This is a genomic window from Paenibacillus sp. TSA_86.1, assembly GCF_052691815.1.
In genome coordinates, this window is the sequence record NZ_JBQZGE010000004.1 from 232109 (window position 1) to 247958 (window position 15850).

Annotated in this window: 16 protein-coding genes, 1 pseudogene and 1 other annotated feature; of the genes and pseudogenes, 9 read left to right on the forward strand and 8 right to left on the reverse strand. The window is 46.0% G+C overall.

Annotation, left to right across the window (positions count from 1 at the left end):
- Positions 1 to 7 precede the first annotated feature (7 nt).
- The 3 genes from ACUTVW_RS12235 to ACUTVW_RS12245 all read right to left on the reverse strand — a co-directional run bounded on the left by ACUTVW_RS12235 (position 8) and on the right by ACUTVW_RS12245 (position 3657).
- A complete protein-coding gene (locus ACUTVW_RS12235; protein WP_445646056.1) occupies positions 8 to 1045 on the reverse strand; it encodes a zinc-dependent alcohol dehydrogenase in 1038 nt (345 codons plus the stop codon).
- 57 nt (positions 1046 to 1102) lie between these two features.
- The gene (locus ACUTVW_RS12240; protein ID WP_445646057.1) at positions 1103 to 2341 is read right to left on the reverse strand and encodes an aspartate aminotransferase family protein; all 1239 of its coding nucleotides are present in this window, start codon (positions 2339 to 2341) and stop codon (positions 1103 to 1105) included.
- 107 nt (positions 2342 to 2448) lie between these two features.
- Positions 2449 to 3657, reverse strand: a complete 1209-nt coding sequence (locus ACUTVW_RS12245) for an MFS transporter (RefSeq protein ID WP_445646058.1) — start codon at positions 3655 to 3657, stop codon at positions 2449 to 2451.
- Between the two features lie 285 nt (positions 3658 to 3942).
- Between ACUTVW_RS12245 and ACUTVW_RS12250 the strand changes: the two genes are divergently transcribed.
- Positions 3943 to 4677 (forward strand): pseudouridine synthase, encoded by a 735-nt coding sequence (locus ACUTVW_RS12250; protein ID WP_445646059.1) that lies wholly within the window; start codon positions 3943 to 3945, stop codon positions 4675 to 4677.
- A gap of 247 nt (positions 4678 to 4924) precedes the next feature.
- Here the strand turns inward: ACUTVW_RS12250 and ACUTVW_RS12255 are convergent.
- A pseudogene (locus ACUTVW_RS12255) lies at positions 4925 to 5200 on the reverse strand (AraC family ligand binding domain-containing protein); the annotation flags it as partial.
- Positions 5201 to 5410: 210 nt separating this feature from the next.
- Between ACUTVW_RS12255 and ACUTVW_RS12260 the strand changes: the two are divergent.
- From ACUTVW_RS12260 to tyrS, 5 genes are all read left to right on the forward strand, one after another.
- Positions 5411 to 5719 carry a Dabb family protein gene (locus tag ACUTVW_RS12260; RefSeq protein ID WP_445646060.1) on the forward strand — a complete coding sequence of 103 codons (309 nt, stop codon included), beginning with the start codon at positions 5411 to 5413 and terminating at the stop codon, positions 5717 to 5719.
- Positions 5720 to 5890: 171 nt separating this feature from the next.
- A complete protein-coding gene (locus ACUTVW_RS12265; protein WP_445646061.1) occupies positions 5891 to 7360 on the forward strand; it encodes a protein adenylyltransferase SelO in 1470 nt (489 codons plus the stop codon).
- A gap of 72 nt (positions 7361 to 7432) precedes the next feature.
- Positions 7433 to 7900, forward strand: coding sequence for an Imm63 family immunity protein (locus ACUTVW_RS12270; RefSeq protein ID WP_445646062.1), 468 nt, complete (start codon positions 7433 to 7435; stop codon positions 7898 to 7900).
- A complete protein-coding gene (locus ACUTVW_RS12275) occupies positions 7897 to 8109 on the forward strand; it encodes a hypothetical protein (protein ID WP_445646063.1) in 213 nt (70 codons plus the stop codon). Before ACUTVW_RS12270 ends, ACUTVW_RS12275 begins: the two co-directional genes overlap by 4 nt.
- Before the next feature lie 61 nt (positions 8110 to 8170).
- Positions 8171 to 8411, forward strand: a binding site (T-box leader).
- Positions 8412 to 8524: 113 nt separating this feature from the next.
- Positions 8525 to 9787 carry a tyrosine--tRNA ligase gene (gene tyrS, locus ACUTVW_RS12280; RefSeq protein WP_445646064.1) on the forward strand — a complete coding sequence of 421 codons (1263 nt, stop codon included), beginning with the start codon at positions 8525 to 8527 and terminating at the stop codon, positions 9785 to 9787.
- Between the two features lie 170 nt (positions 9788 to 9957).
- Here the strand turns inward: tyrS and ACUTVW_RS12285 are convergent, their stop codons facing one another.
- From ACUTVW_RS12285 to ACUTVW_RS12300, 4 genes are all read right to left on the reverse strand, one after another.
- Positions 9958 to 10239, reverse strand: coding sequence for a YxcD family protein (locus ACUTVW_RS12285; RefSeq protein WP_090916857.1), 282 nt, complete (start codon positions 10237 to 10239; stop codon positions 9958 to 9960).
- Positions 10240 to 10244: 5 nt separating this feature from the next.
- Positions 10245 to 10742, reverse strand: a complete 498-nt coding sequence (locus tag ACUTVW_RS12290) for a hypothetical protein (protein WP_445646065.1) — start codon at positions 10740 to 10742, stop codon at positions 10245 to 10247.
- Between the two features lie 102 nt (positions 10743 to 10844).
- Positions 10845 to 11411 carry a PadR family transcriptional regulator gene (locus tag ACUTVW_RS12295; RefSeq protein ID WP_251505293.1) on the reverse strand — a complete coding sequence of 189 codons (567 nt, stop codon included), beginning with the start codon at positions 11409 to 11411 and terminating at the stop codon, positions 10845 to 10847.
- A 173-nt stretch (positions 11412 to 11584) separates the two neighbouring features.
- Complete coding sequence (locus ACUTVW_RS12300) at positions 11585 to 12160, reverse strand: beta-class carbonic anhydrase (RefSeq protein ID WP_445646066.1); 576 nt, start codon at positions 12158 to 12160, stop codon at positions 11585 to 11587.
- A 226-nt stretch (positions 12161 to 12386) separates the two neighbouring features.
- Here ACUTVW_RS12300 and ACUTVW_RS12305 point away from each other — a divergent pair, with 226 nt between their 5' ends.
- From ACUTVW_RS12305 to ACUTVW_RS12315, 3 genes are all read left to right on the forward strand, one after another.
- Positions 12387 to 13901: a carboxypeptidase M32 gene (locus ACUTVW_RS12305; protein WP_445646067.1), complete on the forward strand. Its 1515-nt coding sequence runs from the start codon at positions 12387 to 12389 to the stop codon at positions 13899 to 13901.
- Between the two features lie 132 nt (positions 13902 to 14033).
- Positions 14034 to 15041 carry an ABC transporter substrate-binding protein gene (locus ACUTVW_RS12310; RefSeq protein WP_445646068.1) on the forward strand — a complete coding sequence of 336 codons (1008 nt, stop codon included), beginning with the start codon at positions 14034 to 14036 and terminating at the stop codon, positions 15039 to 15041.
- Between the two features lie 6 nt (positions 15042 to 15047).
- The gene (locus tag ACUTVW_RS12315) at positions 15048 to 15842 is read left to right on the forward strand and encodes an ABC transporter ATP-binding protein (protein ID WP_445646069.1); all 795 of its coding nucleotides are present in this window, start codon (positions 15048 to 15050) and stop codon (positions 15840 to 15842) included.
- Positions 15843 to 15850 lie beyond the last annotated feature (8 nt).

The following is a 15850-nucleotide window of genomic DNA, read 5'->3' on the forward strand; positions in this document are numbered from 1 at the left end:
AACTGAATTAACTGGATTGCAACACAACCTTAATAGCATGAGATGAAGCTTGCAGGGTACGTCCAGGAATATCACATCCCAGCGTGCGGAATGCTTCTTCATAATCTTCCAGGGGGAAGGAATGGGTTATGATTTTTTTGGCAGGTATAATCTGTTGTTCAATCATATAATGTGCGGTTGCAAATGTTCCAAGTGAGTCGATAGAGCCAATGATCTTCAGACTGCGATCTACAACTTCCTTCGGATTGAAGGACGTATTGCCATCACGTAAACCAACCAGCATTAAATATCCGCCGCTGGCCAGCTGTGACAATACTTGTGTGCCTACAACACCAGTGGTGTCCACAATCATATCGACTTGTCCGGTTGTTGGAGCGATGTCTGCAATCGCCTGTTCAAAGGAAGAATGAACTTGCCAGCGGTCGGGCGCGATGGAGCCCGCAATGGCTAAACGTTCTTCGGAGATGTCGACCAGACTTCCGGTGACACCTTTGGAAGCAAGCGCATAGCTGTACAGGATACCAATAGGCCCGGCTCCAAGAATAATCGTTCTGAAATTCGGCAACAAATGAATCTGGTTAATACCTGTCAGCATGCAGCTTAGCGGCTCGGTTAACGTTGCTTCTTCGTAGCTTACATGATCTTTTAATTGATATAAAAAGCGATCTTCGGTCACATAATAATCCGTGAATGTGCCATCCGCACTTACTCCCGTTTCCGTAACGGATTTATGGGTGCAGTGATTCTGTCTACCCGTTCTGCACATGTCACATTGACCACAGTAGTACGTAGGATCAATAACAACGCGGTCTCCAGGCCGCAGCGTTGAGACGGCGGAACCGACAGCCATTACTTCTCCCGCTGATTCATGTCCAAGAATGACAGAAGGAATCGCATGATATTTGCCGCTGACAATGCCAAGATCGGTTCCGCATACTCCGGTTGCTCGTATACGGACAAGAACCTGATTGTCTCTGGTAATTTCGGGAACAGGTCGTTCCTCGAGTGCAACATCCCATGCAGATTTATATACTAATGCAAGCATGATAAAACCTCCTTAAATTCATTCTACATGTCATTTGCTCAATAACACTTCCAATAATTAATGAACGCTGGCCAGCACGGAATCCAATCGATCAACAATCTCGACCAATTCGTCTTCCGTTGTTGTCAGAGAAGGGCGTACTTTAACGACGTTACCGAAGCCGTATCGCGAACTGCGCAGGATCAGATGTTGATCTTCAAAAGCACGGTCAATGATCGCATTGGTTTTTGGGGTATCCGGTTCGTTGTGATCACCCACGATTTCAAGTCCCCACATCAGTCCAACACCGCGAGCTTCACCGATGCCAGGATATTTCAGCGCGAGTTCATTCAGCAGTTCTCCAAGCAAAATTCCTTTTCGCTTGACCGCATCCAGGAATCCCGGTTCGGAGACAACCTCCAGCGTGGACTTGGCAGCGGTGACCGAGATCAGGTTGCTACCTGAGGTGAAGGAATGCTCATGTTTTTCGAGCACATTCAATCGGGATTGCATCAATACAGCAGCTACAGGCACGCCAATACCACCCAGTCCCTTGGCAAGTGTAATCATGTCTGGCTGAATATCAAACAGTTCGCTGGCAAACATCGTCCCTGTTCGCCCAACACCTGTTTGGACTTCATCCGCAATAAGAAGCATGTTGTTCTCATCACATAATTTACGAAGGCGTTTGAAATATCCGAGCGGTGGTACAATGTTGCCGCCATTTCCGAGAATGGGCTCAATAATCATACAAGCAACCGAGCCGGAACTGGCATAGTCAATGGCATCAGATATCGCTTCGACACATTGATATCCGCACTCACTGCTTTCGCTTTTGAACGGACAGCGATAACAATACGGTGCGGGTACATGAACCGCATTCGGGGCAGATGAGTTTGGAAAACGCTTGCGTCTGAAGGCATTCCCTGAGATGCCCGTTGCAAATTGGGTCTGTCCATGGTGAGAAAGATACAGGCTAATGATGTCCGTAGCGCCTGTATATTTCTGGGCAATTTTAGTTGCACATTCATTAGCAGTGGAGCCGGTAATATCCCGCATCCATCCGGCATCAATATGGTTCGGAGCATACTCAATCAAGTGATCCAATACTTCGTTGACGTAAGGTTCGGTGAAGGAGGATGACATATGCGTAAGATTGCCGACTTGTTCCTGTATTTTATTGACTACATGTGGATGATTATATCCTAAGGACAGATTAAACGTGCCCGAGACACCGTCTAAATATTCCACACCTGAATCGTCAATCAACTTAATCCCTTTTCCGACTATAAAGCGGTTATTGGTTAAAGTTTGCATGCAGATTCCTCCAATAGTTTAGTGTACAAGCTGAGTGAACGATACGATCTGACCCGGATGGGTTGGGCATCACCCCTTTCAAGTGAGGAGTTTATGAGTTGAAAAATTTATACTTCTTTGGTGTGTTGCGGAAATGTAGAGCTTAATGTTTCATTACGATGATTCCAAAGGTGAGAGAGGATCAATGTCAGCAATAAAAGTAGACAGAATCCCGCTAAAATCATAATGGTGCCAACGATAGGCAAAGCGCTCATGCTCCATCCTGTGAGATATTGTAGTGTCGCCCCGCCAATACCGCCGGAGGCAATCAGAATACTGGTTGTCCTCTCTGTCATGCCGGGAATCAGTACATTCGCGTAAACGAGTGCGATACAGAATAGCCCGGACATAAATAACCCTGTTCCAAAAATGAGTATATACGTCACCCATTGACCAGACACAAATACCATAGAAACCGTGAACAGCAGTGTGCCGATGGTGCTCCAGATCAGGAAAGGCATATAGTTGACAGCTTCTGCAATTCTGCCCGAGAAGAGGCGTCCGATAATCATGGCAATCCACAGAATCGAGACGCTTAGAGAAGCGATAGATTCTTTCAGTTCCAGGCGTTCCACGAGAATGGAAGGCAAGAAATTCATCAATCCAAGTTCCAGTCCCATGTAGACAAAGAAAAAGACAACGAAAATCGAGAGGAGTCCCAGATGTTTTTTGGAATAGCTAATTTTGTCTGTTCCCTGGGCGGTTGTATTTTCTCCGGCCTGTTCCAGGTATTGTGCAGCAGAACGAGGCATGGTGACCCAAGTAATCATGAGAATTAGTGCAGAGACAGCAACTGTAAAGAACGTCAGATGCCACTGGTCCAGCCAGATGAATAAAGCGGCAGCTGCTGGAATGAGCAGTGCACCCAGTGCGAAGAATACATCCAGTTTGGACATGGCGACCGCTTTTTGATTTTCCGTGAATTCAATGGTGAAGGCTCCAACGGAAGGTTCAATGATACCTGAGCCAAACCCTACGATTATGGTTAACAGAAGCAGAACGTTCCATGAAGGTAACCCTCCGAGCACCAAATAAGCTGCAATAATACAAATCAACGCCAAGGTGAGCATCCATTTTCGCCCGATTCTGGCTGTCAAGGATGGTGACACGAGCACGCCAACAAGAAATCCGATAAACTGCAAAAATAGCAAAAATCCTCCGTCACTGTAACCTCGTTCATAATGAGGCAGTAAAACAGGCAGAAGGGCACCAAGCACAACGCTGGTGATGCCGATCAACAGATAGAAGCCACAACTTAAAACGAATATTCTTCTCAAGTGTCTACCTCCTGGGATGGATATAAATTTTATAAATTGAAATAAATGTTTATTTTATATTTAACTTATACCATAATTTAGAAATTTTACAAGCTTTTTATTGTAAAATTTTGTTAAGTTTTAGCGGAGAGATCATTCTTTTGATTCATCTTGTCAAAACTCAAAAATGGTGTCGAAAATGACTCTGTTGCGTCACTATTCAATTCATGAGAAGATGAGGTTGGTGCTTTGCTGTAGAGTAGAGTCAATGTTTGTACGCTATTATGATAAGAAGTGGTGAAAGAAATGTTAATCAACAAATACATAAGTGAGACGGGACATTTCTCCCGCAGAGAAACCACTCGGCGCATTGCAGCTGGAAGAATTACGATCAATGGCAGGGTATGTGTAAAAGGAGATACAGTGGAACCAGGGGATGTTGTGCTGATGGACGGGGAGAAGATTCCAGAACGGAATCCAGAGTCCGTGTATATCGTCCTGAACAAACCTATTGGTATTACATGTACCGCAGCCGAACACGTTGAAGGCAACATCATTCAGTATGTGAATTATCCTTCACGCATTTTTGCAGTCGGCCGACTGGATAAAGCATCTGAGGGGTTAATTTTACTAACCAATAACGGAGACATCGTGAACAAAATAATGCGTTCAGAGCATCATCACGAGAAAGAGTATGTTGTCACGGTGGATAAGCCGGTTACGGATGCATTTATACATTCCATGTCGAAAGGTGTGGAGATTCTTAACGTGGTGACCAAACCGTGTGAGGTGTATAAACAGAGCGAGCATGTCTTTCGAATTATTTTGACACAGGGGCTTAATCTGCAAATACGGCGAATGTGCAAAGCGCTGGGGTACAGAGTGTTCAAGTTGGAACGCATTCGAATGATGAACATTACACTGGATGAGCGGTTAAAAAAAGGGGAATGGAGGCATCTGGAGCAGCATGAACTTGAGCTGCTTATGTCTCAATTGGATCCTAAGCGCAGAAGCACCCACACCAAGGAAAAGGAAGTTTGATATCGTACTAAATTGTGTGAATCGAGCAACATTCAGTTCGAATTCAAACCAAACGAGTGCTGGCAACATGAAGAAAAGGCCATAGAAAAAAACCTTGCGCGTTGCACCTATCATAGGGTAGTTTCGCACGCCAGGTGTTCAGTCGTGCTGCTATGATGACGCATCGAAGTCATCACTTGATCTCCTGTAATCGTCTTGGCTCCGAACCGTGATCGAAGATACGTCGATATTGATTAGGTGTTAGACCAACCTCGGGTTCAATATTGATACAGCGGTAATCCAGTTTCCTTCCGTCTACCTGCTCACAGGCATGTGGATCTTGTGGGTTGAAAATAATGATGTCTCCGCTGTTTAATAGGTATTCCTCGTTGTTGCAGATCAGATGTCGTTTGCCTTCCTCAATAAATCCAATCACGTAATAGTCGTGAAAATGATTAGGGAATTTCTGCATAATACCTTCGAATTGGTAAGCTTCCAGCTGCAAATCTGAATCAAAAACGACGGTTCGCACTTCGCGACTCATGATGCACCTTCTTTCTGGTATGTTGAGGGGATTATAACGTGTACCTAAGCCCGGTTTCTTGAACGATATTGCTTATTATAGCGGAGCGGTGAATTGAGAACATCTATTTGAGTTCAGTTTATGTTTAATTTAAAATAAGAGTGTGGAACCTGAATGAAAGATTTTCCTCCGATAGATATGGATATGATCATGATAAGGAGATGGGATGATATGTTTGAACACTTGGTCATTTTCAAATTTAACGATAAAATTACACCTGCCAAGCAGCAGGAGTTTGTAGCTCAGTTACTCGCATTACAGGATCAGATTCCTGGAATCGTTGATCTGACGGCTGGAGTGAATGTGACGGAGGAGACGGATCGCGTTCAGGGATTTACCCTTGGATTACGAGTGACTTTTGAAGACCAGGAAGCGCTTCGTGCCTATGGGCCACATCCAGCACATCAGGCTTTCGTAAACTCTCTGGATGGCTGGATTGAGAATGTGATCGTAACGGATTATGCAATTCCCGCCAAGTGAGTAATACTTCAAGTAAGTAATACTTGTTTTTTTAGCTTTCGTACGATGCTGTTAGACAAGAGTTGTCTTCACCTTGGAATTTCCATGCGACTACATAAATGAGCATGGGTTCACAAAAGCTACATGAAGATAAACAAAGAAGTTTCTTTGTTAGGAGAAGGAGTGTGACCCATGATAAAGAGTGATTTAGATGCAGGCTGGAATCTGGAGAACAGCTATACTGAACTGCCTCAAACGTTTTACACCAGCCAACATGCAGTGCCTGTACAGTCTCCAGATTGGATCATTTTTAATAAAACTCTGGCGACCAGCCTTGGATTAGATGCCGATTTACTGCAAAGTCCTGAAGGAGTGGCTATTTTTGCAGGCAATACAATCCCTGATGGAGCCAAGCCCCTTGCACAAGCTTACGCAGGTCATCAATTTGGTAACTTTAATATGCTCGGGGATGGACGTGCCTTGCTGCTGGGTGAACAGATTACCCCGCAAGGGGAGCGAGTTGATATTCAGTTGAAAGGATCGGGGCGGACGCCTTACTCTCGCGGTGGGGATGGACGGGCTGCGATTGGCCCGATGCTTCGGGAATATATTATTAGTGAAGCGATGGCGGATCTGGGGATTCCGACGACACGAAGCTTGGCTGTTGTCTCTACAGGAGAGAACATATATCGTGAAACAGCGCGTCCAGGGGCTATTCTCACACGAGTTGCAGCTAGTCATATACGTGTAGCCACCTTCCAGTATGCGGCGCAATTTGGTTCGGTAGAGGATATACGTGCGCTCGCAGATTACACATTGCAGCGCCATTTTCCACAGGTAGAGCCTAACGAACAGCGCTATTTGAGGCTACTGCAGGAAGTGATCAAACTTCAGGCAGAGCTTGTTGCGAAATGGCAGTGCGTTGGCTTCATTCACGGCGTGATGAATACGGATAATATGGCGATCAGCGGGGAAACGATTGATTATGGACCCTGTGCCTTTATGGATACGTACAATCCAGCAACAGTGTTCAGTTCGATCGACAGGCAAGGACGATACGCCTATGGAAACCAACCTTACATTGCAGGCTGGAATCTGGCGCGTTTTGCCGAAACGTTGTTGCCTTTGCTTCATGAAGGTGAAGAACAGGCTGTACAACTCGCTCAGGATGCTATTGCACAGTTCTCGGAGCAATATCATCATCACTGGTTAACAGGGATGCGAGCCAAGCTCGGTTTGTTTACGGAAGAAGCAGAGGATGAGATCTTAATCAAGGACTTGCTTGAACTAATGGAAAAGCATACTGCAGACTACACGAATACGTTCGTGGCGCTGACCTTGAATAAACTGGAAACGTCTAATCTGAATGACAAGTCAGATTTTCAGGAGTGGCATTCACGCTGGACAGAAAGATTAGGTGGACAGCCCGAATCCAGCGAAAACGTGGTAGAGCTGATGAAACGACATAATCCTGCGGTTATTCCACGGAACAACAAGGTAGAGGAAGTGTTGGAACGAGCAGAGAAGGATGGCGACTACAGTTTAATCCAGCCTTTGCTGGACATTCTCCAGAGCCCTTATGCGTATACGCCGGAACAGGAAGCATTCGGGGCGTTGCCTGTGTCCTGTGACACTTCGTATCGAACATTCTGCGGGACTTAAAATTTTCGAGAATGACAGGAGAAAAAGAATAAAGCTGCCAAATGGCAGCTTTTTCATTAGGAGGTAGCTTTCATGTCCAAAATATTCAGTATGCAGGAGCTGGCTGAACAACTTCTTGAACTGTTATCAAGAACGGCTTATCCTAGTGAACAGATGGAGAGTTATGTGAACCGATTGGTTGAGTCATTCAAATGGGAAGGCGCGCCTTATGTAGAAATCGGTGAAAAACATTACATCGTAAAGATCTATGAACGAGGTGTACCGTCTTTGATTAAAAAGCTGGAGCGGACTGAAGAGGTGCTCTATTGGTTATTGGAAGATATGATTTTTACGGCCGCCCACGTAACATTGCTTAAGAAATACGGTGTAGATAACGTGAACACCCATCTGGATTACACAAATGAAGTGTGGCAGGAGATAGAAGATAACGTTTTAAAAGCTTTTCGAGCAATCGGTGAACCTTATTTAAGCTGGCACCAAGAGGGTAAACGCCGGGAGTTGGAAACGGTCCAACCCAAAAAGGGGAAATCTTCGATATGAGCGAACAGGAGATTCATGACATTTGGTATGGTTACGCTCCGACTTTTGTGGAGAAAAAGAACAAATCAGAACAAGGATGGGCCGTGCTTTCCCAGGTGGAACAAGAAATTGTGGCATGTTGTAATGAACTTGGCATAGTGAATTTTGCCAACAAGGATGCAATGTTTTTGTGGATTAGAACTTTTAAATTTTTATTATACTCTGCATGATCGGAAGACTTGCGCTTGCAATGCCTATAACGTTCCGCTATACTGGCTATAATTAAATACATGAATTACGTTGATAGAGCGCAGTAGCGGCTTTGTCCCTGTTACAGAAAGTCAGGGGTTGATGGAACCTGATACATACAAGGGCTGCGAATTACACTCTGGAGTACTTGGGTAATGCCAAGCGGATGGGCAAACGATAACTTGCTGAAAGTGGTATGGATTACTGGATTTGAGCGTATGACGTTCGGAGAGGTTATCCATGCAAACTGGGTGGTACCACGGTTATTCTAATCGTCCCTGTGTCTATGAAGACAAGGCGACGATTTTTTTGTGTCCAAAAATCAAAGTACCGTTTGAATTCGTAGCAGAACGTAAGTCATGACTGAATTTTGATCAAAGAAAAGGGGTTATTGGAATGAATATTATCGACGAACTGCAGTGGCGCGACGCCATTAATCAACAAACGGACGCGGAAGGGCTGCGTGAACTGACGGAGACGAAAGCGATCTCCCTGTACTGCGGGGTAGACCCGACAGGTGACAGTATGCATATCGGACACTTGATTCCGTTTATGATGCTGAAACGTTTCCAACTGGCCGGTCACCGTCCGGTGATTCTCATTGGCGGCGCCACAGGCACCATTGGTGACCCGAGCGGTCGTCAAGCTGAACGTTCTCTGCAGACGTTGGAACAAGTACAAGCCAATGTAGATGCGCTGACTGCGCAGATGAAAAAGCTGTTTGTAACCGAAGGTGATAATCAGGTTCGGATGGTAAACAACTACGACTGGACACATAAGATTAACGTCATTGAATTCCTGCGTGATTACGGGAAAAATTTCAATCTGAACACGATGCTGGCGAAAGATGTGGTGGCAAGTCGTCTGGAAGGTGGAATTTCATTCACGGAATTTTCCTACCAGATTCTGCAGTCTTTGGATTACCTGCATCTGTTCCAGAACGAGGATGTGCAGCTGCAGATCGGGGGTTCTGACCAATGGGGTAACATTACGAGTGGTTTGGATCTGATTCGTAAAAAAGAAGGGTCCGAAGCGAAAGCATTCGGGTTGACCATCCCATTGATGCTGAAATCGGACGGTACGAAGTTTGGTAAAACAGCTGGCGGTGCAATCTGGCTTGATCCGAACAAAACGACACCGTTTGAATTCTACCAGTTCTGGGCGAACACGGATGACCGGGATGTCATTAAATACTTGAAATACTTCACATTCCTGAGCAAAGAAGAGATTGAGGCATTGGCGGCGAAGGTAGAGACAGAGCCGCATAAACGTGAAGCACAGAAGGCTCTGGCTGAGGAAATGACGAAGTTTGTTCACGGCGAAGAGATGCTGGAGCAGGCGAAGCGCATTACCGCAGCGCTGTTCAGTGGCGATATACGTTCCCTGACAGCAGATGAGATTGAGCAGGGTTTCAAGGAAATGCCAACGTACGAAACAGACGGAGAAGCTAAAAATATTGTAGATTGGCTTGTGGATCTGGGCTTGGAGCCATCCAAACGTCAGGCTCGTGAGGACGTGACCAAAGGAGCGATCTCCATGAACGGTGAAAAAATCACCGAACTTGAATTCACGGTATCTGCAGAGCACGCAATTGGCGGTAGATTCATCATTATCCGCAAAGGTAAAAAGAATTACAGCTTGGTTAAACTCCAATCCTAGTAACTGAGAGTGCGAGCGTAACATAGGCTTGTACACTAGCGATATTACAGGTGTGAGTGCTCACCGTTGTACAATCACAAATCAAGCAATCAAAAAGACCGTCTCCCATTTTTGTCAGATGACAGAGGAGAGACGGTCTTTTGTATAACAAGCTGGTAGCTAGCTATATTTTAATGTTGATTAACAATCGCGGTGATCTCTTCGTCCAGATCCAGGGTGACATCTTCACGGTACGCACGAATATTGTACTCGCTGTGCAGGTAACGAAGAATCGCTTCAATCATGTTAGATTCGACCAAAAACTGACTGCGGCCCTGAATCCAGACTTCTGCGGAATAACCTGTATCTTCTTCCCAGCTCAGTTCGACGTTTACGTCTGTAGGACGCACACCTTTGCGCTCTGCCATGTGAATGCAAATCGCATTCACAATCTCATCCATACTCAGAACCATAGACCTTAGTACCGTCCGTTTCTGTTACGATCATCATCACGGTCGTCACGACGGTCATAACGGCCATCTGCTGCAGGCTTGCGACGATTGGTAATCGCTCTGAACAATGCCATAGCGAGCATTACAATCAGCATAATTGCTGCTACGTTAACGAGCAATCCAAGAATGTTACCGAGTGCTCCCATGCCGCCAAACAGTCCGCCGAACATCATACCGGCAAGACCACCCAGCATCATACCTTTCATGAATCCGCCGCCACCGCCAAAGAATCCACCACGGTTATTCGCAGCTGCGCCAGTATTGGAATTGTTACGGGAATTCGACTGACTTACGTTATTGTCGGATTTCTTAGGGGTATTGCTATAACTTTTCGTACCGGATTTGAATCCGCCGCCTCGTCTTGCATCAGCACTGTCCGGGTTTGCAACACCAACGGTTGCGAACAGTAGTGTAAATGCCATGAAAACCATCATTAGATGTTTAACTCCGAATTTTTTCTTCATTGTATAGATCGTACCCCCTGATTAAATTTGTTTAATTTCCGCCCAAAATGGGCCTTACTCATGTAATACGGTCAACCTGCCTGGAACGTTTCAAAATTTAATTTAAATTTCTGAAATACTTGGACTTGGATCTTGAATAGCAGCTTGACCATCGAGAAGCTGGGTCACCCAATGACACCATTCCAGACCCGTCTGGGCATGCATTAACCCTTTTTGTACCAGAATGTAGCTTCCAAAATCCCGGTTGCCTACCCGAAGATTATCCTGTGGTATTCGTGATTTCAAATCCTCAAAATACCGTATGCGCTCCATGAACCAGCTTTTACGCTCGTTCAGAATGCGTCTCATACTGCCATCTTCGGCAATCCCGACACATAGAATGCGAAGATTGAATTCATCACGCGTAACGGGTGCCGTAACCGGAGTAATCATCCACTCCAGTAACTTCTGAATGCCTTTTTCCGTAACTGCATACATTTTTTTGTCCGGTTTGTCAGACTGTTGTACCCAGCGGGAGGCGAGTAACTCATCGTTTTCCATCTTGGACAGGAGCGGGTAGATCTGGCTGTGTTTGGCCTGCCAATGCGGCTGAATCTTCAGCATCAGATCATAACCGGAAGACTCCTCGCGGGTAAGCAGCCCGAGCAATCCGTAGGAAAGTATGTTCATGCACATGTCTCCTTAATATTAGGGCTGGGCCAACGAAAACAAACGTTTTGCGTTCGTTGACCGCTTTCATAAAAGTGTACACTGAAACTGTATGGTTTGACAACCTGACAGGATAACTGCCTTAATTTAGACAAAAAAAAGTGCGAACCATCAAGGTCCGCACTCCAAACCATTTAGAGAGATGCCTGTTGTCCATACCCGTCAGCGACAAGATCAAGTTCGCCTGTGGCCGAATCAATGACCATACCGTGAACAGGTACATTGGGAGGAAGTAATGGATGTTTCTTGATGACTTCCACAGTTCCTCTTACCCCTTCTTGTACACTATCAAACCCGCGCAACCATTTTTGCAGACGGATGCCGGAATTTTCAAGTGTGGACATGACCTCTTCGGAAATTCCGCGTTCTTTCATGTGACCGATCATCGTTTCAGCATGCAGTGAAGCCATACCACATTCTGTATGACCTACCACCAAGACTTCGTCTGCGCCCAGTTCATAGATAGCTACCAGCACGGAACGCATAACACTACCAAAAGGCTGGGAGATAATTGCGCCTGCGTTTTTGATGATTTTTACATCGCCATTCTTCAGATTCATCGCTTTCGGCAGCATCTCGACAAGACGAGTATCCATACAAGTGATAATGACCATCTTTTTGGTTGGAAACTTGCTAGCCGTATACTTCTCGTATTCTTTAGTCTCGACAAATGATTTGTTGTAAGCCAAAATCTCTTGAATGTTGTTCATGTCCATTGCCTCCTGTTATCCAATACGACGAGCACGGCCATTTGCATGAGATGCAGCCTGTCCTACACGCCTTTGATTAGTTGAATGCCGCGATCAGCAGACCACGTTATTCTTTTCTTTTTAGTAGAATAATGCAAGATGGTTCTGTCAAAAGTTGATTATACGCAATGCAAAAAGTATCATCAATAGGGTGTACACATTTTTTTTGAAGAGGTGAGCGGTAACAATGAATAAACAAACACAGCAGCAATTGCAATCTTTCCTTATTCTGGCCCGTAAAATAAAAAGTTATCATGAAGCCATCGGTTTGCTTCACTGGGATTTGCGCACAGGAGCACCGAAAAAAGGAGTTCCGACTCGCTCGGAAACGCTGGGGATGCTTTCTACCGAAGCATTCAAACTGCAAACTTCCGCCGAGATGAAATCTTATCTGGATACATTGACCGAGCCAAACGTGCTGGAACAACTTGAAGATACCGACCGCCGTCTGGTAGACGAATGCAAGAAGGAGTATGAGCGCAGTCAGTCAGTTCCGCCGGATAAAGTCCAGACATATACCGTACTTACCGCGAAATCGGAGACGGCATGGGAAGATGCCAAACATAACAGTGACTATGCCGGATTCTCGCCATACCTCACGGATATCGTGAAGCTCAAACAGGAGTTTATCGATTACTGGGGTGTTAAGGATACGAGGTATGATACCTTGCTGGACATGTACGAACCCGGATTGACTGTGGAAAAAGTAGACGCTGTATTTGCCCGCCTCAAGGCACGTCTCGTTCCACTTCAGGAGAAAATCAATGCGTCTGAGAACAAGCCCCGTACTGATTTCCTGAATCAGATATTTGAGACGGATCAGCAGGAGAAATTCAGTCTGTTCATCCTGGAACAGATGGGATATGACTTTGAAGCAGGCCGTCTGGACGAAAGTGTGCATCCATTTGCAACAGGCCTGAATCCAGGTGACGTCCGGATTACGACCAACTACCTGCAGGACGATGTAACAAGTGCCATCTTTAGCTCCCTGCACGAAGGTGGACATGCCCTATATGAACAAAATATCGATGAAAGTCTGGCGGGTACATTGCTGGCCGAAGGCACATCGATGGGTATCCACGAGTCACAGTCTCGTCTTTGGGAGAATATGATTGGGCGCAGCCTGCCGTTCTGGACACGTTATTACAAAGATCTGCAGCAGCATTTCCCGCAACTGAGTGAAGTGAAGCTGGAAGATTTCTATCGCGCAATTAACCGTGTAGAGAGCTCTCTGATCCGGATTGAAGCGGACGAGCTGACTTACAATTTGCATATTATTATTCGTTATGAGATTGAGAAAATGCTGTTCAATGAAGGTCTGGAAGTGAAGGATCTGCCAGAAACGTGGAACAGCAAATACAAGGAATACCTCGGAATTATGCCAACCAACGATGGTGAGGGTGTGCTCCAAGATGTGCACTGGTCCGGTGGAGATTTCGGTTATTTCGCATCTTATTCTTTGGGCAATATGTATGCCGCACAGATCATGCATACGTTGCGTAAAGAAATGCCGGAGTTCGATCGTCTGATTGCGCAAGGTAACCTGCTTCCAATCAAAGAATGGCTTACAGACAAGATCTATCGTTATGGTAAAAGCCGTACTCCGTCGGAGTTAATTGTTGCAGTAACCGGTGAAGAACTGAATCCGGATTACTTGGCTGACTATTTGGAAGCCAAATATGCTGAAATTTACAAACTATAACGTGCCTGATGGAGGTCAGCCAGAAATTTCTGGTTGGCCTTTTTTTTGTGTGCAAGTTCTTAACCTTTTAATGGGCCTCGGCATATTCATAGTAAAGAGAAGCTGCTGAACCCAGTAAAGGAGGGAAATAAGATGAAATATACGCCATGGTTTGTGCGGGGCATTGTGATTCTGTTGATTCTCATTGTGGCGCTGACGAGCTGCAATAAAGAAGAGAACGAAGCCAAGATTACGATTGGTGAAGTGACTCGTTCTGTATTTTACGCACCGGAATATGTAGCCGTGGCTCAAGGTTTTTTTGCAGAAGAAGGGCTTGAGGTCGATATACAAACAACGGCTGGCGGCGATAAAACGATGGCAGCATTGCTCGCGGGTTCGGTGGATATCGCGCTGGTGGGAGCAGAAACGTCCATCTATGTTTATCAACAGGGGGCAGAAGACCCGGTCATTAACTTTGCTCAGCTCACCCAGACGGACGGAACGTTTTTGTTCGCACGGAATGCCCCGGACAGCTTTGATTGGGAGCAATTAAGACAAAGTGTATTTCTCGGGCAGCGGAAAGGTGGCATGCCGCAAATGGCCGGGGAGTTTGCTCTAAACAAACATGGTATTAACCCGTCAAGTGATCTGGAACTGATTCAAAATGTGGATTTTGCCAATATTGCTTCCGCCTTTGCTTCAGGCACGGGGGATTATGTCCAGCTGTTTGAACCGCAGGCATCGATCTTTGAACAAGAGGGCAGAGGAAAAGTTGTGGCATCGTTTGGAACGGAAAGCGGGCATCTGCCTTATACGGTTTTTATGACCAAACAAAGTTATCTGAACGAAAACCAGGAACTCGTACAAAAATTCACGAATGCATTGCACAAAGCTCAGCTTTGGGTGGATTCCCATACAGCGGAGGAGATTGCACAAGTGATCACCCCGTTTTTCAAAGACATTGATCCAGCGATTCTAACCAGCAGTGTAAGCCGGTATAAGGAACAAGGCACGTATGCAACAGATCCGATCATTGATGGTGATGAGTGGAACAACCTGCTGAATGTGATGAGCGCTGCCGGAGAATTAAAGGAACGGGTTGAACTGAACACCATTGTCGATTCGTCCTTTGCAGAACAGGCGCTCCAGGGAAGGAAGTGAGCATCAATGGCTGGTTCCGGGAACGTGATCCGACTGGAGAATATCTCTCAAGTGTATGTCAGTGAACGCGAAGCATCACTCGTCATTGAGGATTTAAGTCTGGAGATCAACCAAGGGGAATTTGTGAGTCTGGTAGGACCGAGTGGATGTGGCAAAACAACGTTATTGTCAATTATGGCTGGACTGCTGAAGCCCACACGAGGAGAGGTTGAAGTTGAAGGCAAGCCGGTTCAGGGTCCCTCTGCCCGGATGGGTTATATGCTGCAGCAGGACTACCTTTTCCCATGGCGCACCATTCTGGACAATGCATTGATTGGGCTTGAGTTGACAGGCAATCTGCACGCGCAGAGCAGAGAGCGTACTCGTGAACTTCTGATCAGTATGGGGCTTGGCGGGACAGAGGAGCAGTATCCGTCTGAATTATCAGGGGGGATGAGACAGCGGGTAGCCCTCGTTCGAACACTTGCCACAGACCCTGCAATTCTCCTGCTGGATGAACCTTTCTCGGCACTGGATTATCAAACCAAACTACAGCTCGAAGATCTCGTCTCGGATACGTTAAAAGAGTATGGTAAAACCTCTGTGCTGGTCACACACGATTTGTCAGAAGCGATTGCGGTCAGCGACCGAGTCATTGTGCTGGATCGTAATCCTGGACGCATCCGGCGAGATTTCGATATTCCCGAACATATTCGGCAGGCACAGCCCTTCCATGCAAGGGAGCAAGAGGGCTTCAATGAGCTGTTTCAGTCGCTGTGGAACGAACTCGTTCAGTCTGGAGGAGGTGAGAAAGATACGTGAGTCAAAAC